Annotated in this window: 4 protein-coding genes; 2 read left to right on the top strand and 2 right to left on the bottom strand. The window is 64.6% G+C overall.

Annotation, left to right across the window (positions count from 1 at the left end):
* Positions 1 to 393: 393 nt before the first annotated feature.
* Both Q376_RS0109215 and Q376_RS22045 read right to left on the bottom strand, forming a co-directional pair.
* Positions 394 to 1113, bottom strand: coding sequence for a GntR family transcriptional regulator (locus Q376_RS0109215; RefSeq protein ID WP_027350068.1), 720 nt, complete (start codon positions 1111 to 1113; stop codon positions 394 to 396).
* Between the two features lie 65 nt (positions 1114 to 1178).
* Positions 1179 to 2048 carry an alpha/beta fold hydrolase gene (locus Q376_RS22045; RefSeq protein ID WP_043447140.1) on the bottom strand — a complete coding sequence of 290 codons (870 nt, stop codon included), beginning with the start codon at positions 2046 to 2048 and terminating at the stop codon, positions 1179 to 1181.
* 134 nt (positions 2049 to 2182) lie between these two features.
* On the opposite strand from Q376_RS22045, the gene pabB reads away from it, so the two are divergent.
* Both pabB and Q376_RS0109200 read left to right on the top strand, forming a co-directional pair.
* The gene (gene pabB / locus Q376_RS0109205; protein WP_043447143.1) at positions 2183 to 3586 is read left to right on the top strand and encodes an aminodeoxychorismate synthase component I; all 1404 of its coding nucleotides are present in this window, start codon (positions 2183 to 2185) and stop codon (positions 3584 to 3586) included.
* A gap of 115 nt (positions 3587 to 3701) precedes the next feature.
* A complete protein-coding gene (locus Q376_RS0109200) occupies positions 3702 to 4334 on the top strand; it encodes a phosphoadenosine phosphosulfate reductase domain-containing protein (RefSeq protein ID WP_043447137.1) in 633 nt (210 codons plus the stop codon).
* Positions 4335 to 4530 lie beyond the last annotated feature (196 nt).

The raw sequence follows: 4530 nt of genomic DNA, 5'->3' as shown, positions 1-4530 counted from the left end.
CTTTGTGGTCGCTGCCTCGATGCCTGACTGGATACATCAGTGACGTTGCCGTCTCATCGAGCCGAGCGCCCACACAAATTGCCTGATCGACTTGTTAAAGAGCGTCTCGCCGCGGGCTGAACCTGGCTTCGAAGAAGCCTGCCCTGCGTCGAGTGGATGAGCATTCTACTCAGAAACGCTTTGGTGTCAATCACTTCTTCGAGAAGCGTGTCGTTCGGAGCATACTGACCACCGCATCCGAGCCGACCTGAAACACCAAAACAATCAATGACTTGCTCTTCCCGCTGCGGGTTAACCCCGGTCAGCGAGGGCGTACTTTATAGACCCCCTCGCCACTTGGCAAGCGCTTTCGCCAAGTTTTTCGCCATACTTTCGAATCACCCTTCACGGCCGTCACTCCTTGGGCATCACGATGCCCTGCTCCCCGCTCTCGTCCAGCGCCATGGCATAGCGTTCGGAAACGTTCTGTCGCGAAGCGACGACGTGCCGGCGCATCAGCATCTCGGCAAGTTCCTCGTCCCCCGCTTCGATCGCGTCGACGATACGATGATGCTCGAGATAGGCCCGCTGCGGGCGAGCCCCCTTGGCACTGAACTGGGTACGGTAGAGACGCACCAGGTAATAGAGATCGTCGCAGAGGATGGTGATCAGCATGCGATTGTGGCTGCCACGAGCGATCAGATAGTGAAAATCCAGATCGCCCTCGCGCTGGAAATAGGCCTCTCCGGGCGGCATACCTTCCTGGCGTTCATGGGCCGCGAGCACATCGCGCAGATTCTTGATTTCCTGCGCGGTCATGTTGCGCGCCGCCAGACGAGCGGCCATGCTCTCGAGCGACTCGCGGACATCGAAGAGTTCGAGCAGCTCGCGCATCGAGAGCTTCACCACCCGGGCACCGACATGCGGCTCGCGCTCGATCAGCCGGTAGGCCTCGAGACGCCGCATCGCCTCGCGCAGGGGACCACGTGAAATCCCGTAGGTCTGCGCAAGCCCTGGCTCGGTGATCTTGCTGCCCGGCGGCAGCTCGCCACGCACGATCGCCTCCTGCAGCTGCTGGAAGACACGCTCGGCGAGGGTGCGAACGGCACTACCGGAATGTGGGACTTCACTCATGTCGCAGACGCATCCCTACCTTGGATCTGGAAGCGGGGGCTCGGCCACCGCGAAAGAGCTCTAGCTTAGCGCAAACTCGCCGCAGGCATAGCCGACGCACGGTCGAGCAAGGCGGCGATCCGGCGCGGCTTTTGAAACGGCAGCGAATGATCGGCACCAGCGATCTCGACGCACTCCCAGTCATCGCGGGCCGCGGCAAGCGTATGATGGTAATCGCGCAGGGTCTCCGGGCTCTTGGCCCCGACCACACAGAGCACCTGCCGCTGGGCGTCGATCACCTCCGCGCGATCGAGGCCACCCACTGCCTGGGCGACGCAATCGAGCGCGTTGGCGAAGCCGAGCGGACGCTCGGCGAGGCGCGCGATGGCCACTTGCTCTATGCGGGGATGCCGCGAGCGTCGCGGCGCGATCAGATCGAGAAAATCGACGATCCCGGCCTCGACTTCGACACCGCTACGGACCCGCGCCGCCGCGCGATGATAACCTTGCCGGACGCAGAGCATCTCCGTCTGGCCGGCACGCTCCAGCAGCCCCGGTTCGATCAGGGTCATGCTCTCGATACGCTCTCCCAGCCGCTGCCTGAGCCGCATCGCCACTAAGCCGCCGAATGAATAGCCGACCACTTCGCAGCGCCCCACCCGCTGGTCATCGAGCAATGCGACGATGTCCTCGACCACCTGATCGACGGTGAAAGGACGCTCGACACCATCAGGATCGCGGCTATGCCCCGCGCCACGCAGATCCGGTACCAAAAGCGTCGGTCGCGGCGCGATCAGCTCGATCAGCGGCCCCCAGGTCAGCCCACCGGCCACTCCCGCACCGTGCAGCAGCACCAGCGGCGAACCACCAGCGGACTCGATATCGACGCGCCTCCAGAACAGATCCTGCTGCTCGAGCGCCAGCACACCTTCGCTGAGGCCTAGTCCAATCGCCATCGCTCACTCCAGATTCGATGCCCCGGCCGGAGATTATCGGGGTCTCGGCATCCGGCGACAATCGCCGCAGCCTTCCGGGGAGTCATCGCAAATGCGACAATCGCCGCTTCACCGACCCGGCCGACGCTCCTTTCATGATCCAACCAGACGCTCTTCGTCCGCTGCGCCTGCAAGCTTATCAGCTCGCCTATCCCAACGACCCACTGCGCTATTTCTCCCGCTTGCGCGGCCTCCCGGGCGCGGTACTGCTGGACAGCGGCGCACCTTCCACCGAGGCGGGCCGCTTCGACGTGTTCAGCGCGCTGCCGGTGGCAGAACTGACCACCGACGCGTGGGGCATCGCCCGCTGCCCGCGCTTTCCACGTCTGCCGCTGGAGCCGTTCGAGGCGCAGCGCGCGCTGCTTGGACTGCTCGAGGTCGAGCATTCGACAGTGCCCAAGCACCTGCCCTTCAGCGTCGGGCTGATCGGCTGCTGGCTCTATGAGTTCGGCCGCCTGATCGAGGGCCTGCCCGGCCGGCCGCCTCGTGAGCAGGATGGACCGCTGGCACGCCTGCCCGCCGCTCGGGTCGGCCTCTACGACTGGTCGGTAATACAGGACCACCAGCGCCGCGAGTGCTGGCTGATCGCGGACGAGCGGCGCCGCTCAGAGCTCGTTACGCTGCTGCACGCCGATGCACCAGCGCCGCGAGCGTTCGCGCTGGAGAAGGACTTCTCCCCCACCATGAGTCGCGACGAATACGCCGCAGCCTTCACCCAGGTGCAGCGCTACATCGAGAACGGCGACTGCTACCAGATCAACCTCACTCAGCGCTTCTGCGCGCCCTATCGAGGCGATGAGTGGGAAGCCTACCTGCGCCTGCGCAGGGCGACGCCCTCCCCGTTCGGCGCCTTCCTGAGCTGGACGGGCGAGCATCCGGTCAGCGTGATGTCGGCCTCGCCGGAGCGCTTCCTGCGCCTGGAGCATGGTGTCGTCACCGCTCAGCCGATCAAGGGCACCCGTCCCCGTGGCGCCACCGCGAAAGAGGACGAGCGCCAGGCCAGAGCGCTCGAAGCCAGCCTCAAGGACCTGGCCGAGAACGTGATGATCGTCGATCTGCTGCGCAACGACCTCGGCCGAGTCAGCCAGCCGGGCAGCATCGCGGTGCCTACGCTTGCCAAGCGGATCGCCTATGCCAACGTCCATCACCTGGTCAGCACGGTGACCGGCCGACTGATGCCGGAGCACGATGCCCATGAGCTCCTGCGCGCCGCCTTCCCGGGCGGCTCGATCACCGGCGCACCGAAGCACCGGGCGATGGAAATCATCGATGAACTCGAACGCAGCCCACGTACGTTCTACTGTGGCAGCGTCGGCTACATCGACGTCGGCGGCGACATGGACACTTCGATCGCGATTCGCACCGCGGTAGCGGTGGAGGGAGAGCTGCATCTGTGGGGAGGAGGCGGCATCGTCGCCGACTCGGACCAGGCCGAGGAGTATGCCGAGAGCATCGGCAAGATCGCCCGACTGATGGAGGCGCTGAGCGCCGCGGAGTGATCCGCTATAAGCAGCGAAGTTTCGGCTATTACAGCCTCGGTCGCGATCTTTGCTAGGGTAGTCGCCATTCCCGTGCCGCGACTCGCGACGCGCGTCAATCTTGGAGATTCATGCAATGACCGATCAAGCCGACTTCGATCTCGAAGCCATCAACCGAGACCTCGGCCACGATGCCGAGGGCCTGGTGCGCTGGGCGCTATCGCTCGACAAGAAAGCGATCTGCACCACCAACTTTCGCCCCTTCGAGGCGGTGATCCTGCACATGGTCACCCGAGTGCAGCCTGACATCCCGATCGTCTGGATGGACAACGGCTACAACACCGAGGCGACCTACCGCTTCGTCGAAGAGATACGCCGGCGGCTCGACCTGAACCTGATCACCTACCTGCCGAAACGTTCGCGCGCCCACCGCGAGGCGATCGACGGTCCGGTACCGGGGCTCGACGATCCTCGCCACGAGGCGTTCACCGAAGAGGTCAAGCTCGAACCGTTCACCCGTGCGCTGCGCGAAACCGCCCCCGAGGTCTGGTTCACCGCCCTGCGCGCCAGCGACACCGCCGTACGCGCCCAGATGCAGCCGGTCAGCCGCAATCCCGATGGGCTGATCAAGGTCGCTCCGCTGCTGCACTGGACGCCGAAGGAGCTGTATCAGTATCTCAGCGCCCACGACCTGCCCAACGAGTTCGACTACATCGACCCGACCAAAGGCGAGGCTAACCGCGAGTGCGGGCTGCACCTGCAGCACTGAGCCCGCCGCAATGAACGCGCCGCCCGAATGGGCGGCGCTCAGATTAATGACAAACCCCTTTTGACCCAGCGACGCTCTCGATCCTGGAGAGTCGAGAACCGTTTGGGTCCTAACGTGCCTCTTGCTCGCTTAGATGCGAGGGGCGGGCCCCTCGCGCTCCCCCTGAAAGGGGACGCGCCGCCACGAGATCGCGAAA

This window comes from Halotalea alkalilenta DSM 17697 (genome assembly GCF_000621205.1).
GTDB lineage: Bacteria > Pseudomonadota > Gammaproteobacteria > Pseudomonadales > Halomonadaceae > Halotalea > Halotalea alkalilenta.
Note: the sequence above shows the minus strand (reverse complement) of the source record. Positions and strands in the feature narration are given on the sequence as shown.

Excerpts from the sequence above, each read along its gene's own strand:
- Q376_RS0109200 (WP_043447137.1), top strand. The coding sequence starts at position 3,702 with ATGACCGATCAAGCCGACTTCGATCTCGAAGCCATCAACCGAGACCTC.
- Q376_RS22045 (WP_043447140.1), bottom strand. The coding sequence starts at position 2,048 with ATGGCGATTGGACTAGGCCTCAGCGAAGGTGTGCTGGCGCTCGAGCAG.
- pabB (WP_043447143.1), top strand. The coding sequence starts at position 2,183 with ATGATCCAACCAGACGCTCTTCGTCCGCTGCGCCTGCAAGCTTATCAG.
- Q376_RS0109215 (WP_027350068.1), bottom strand. The coding sequence starts at position 1,113 with ATGAGTGAAGTCCCACATTCCGGTAGTGCCGTTCGCACCCTCGCCGAG.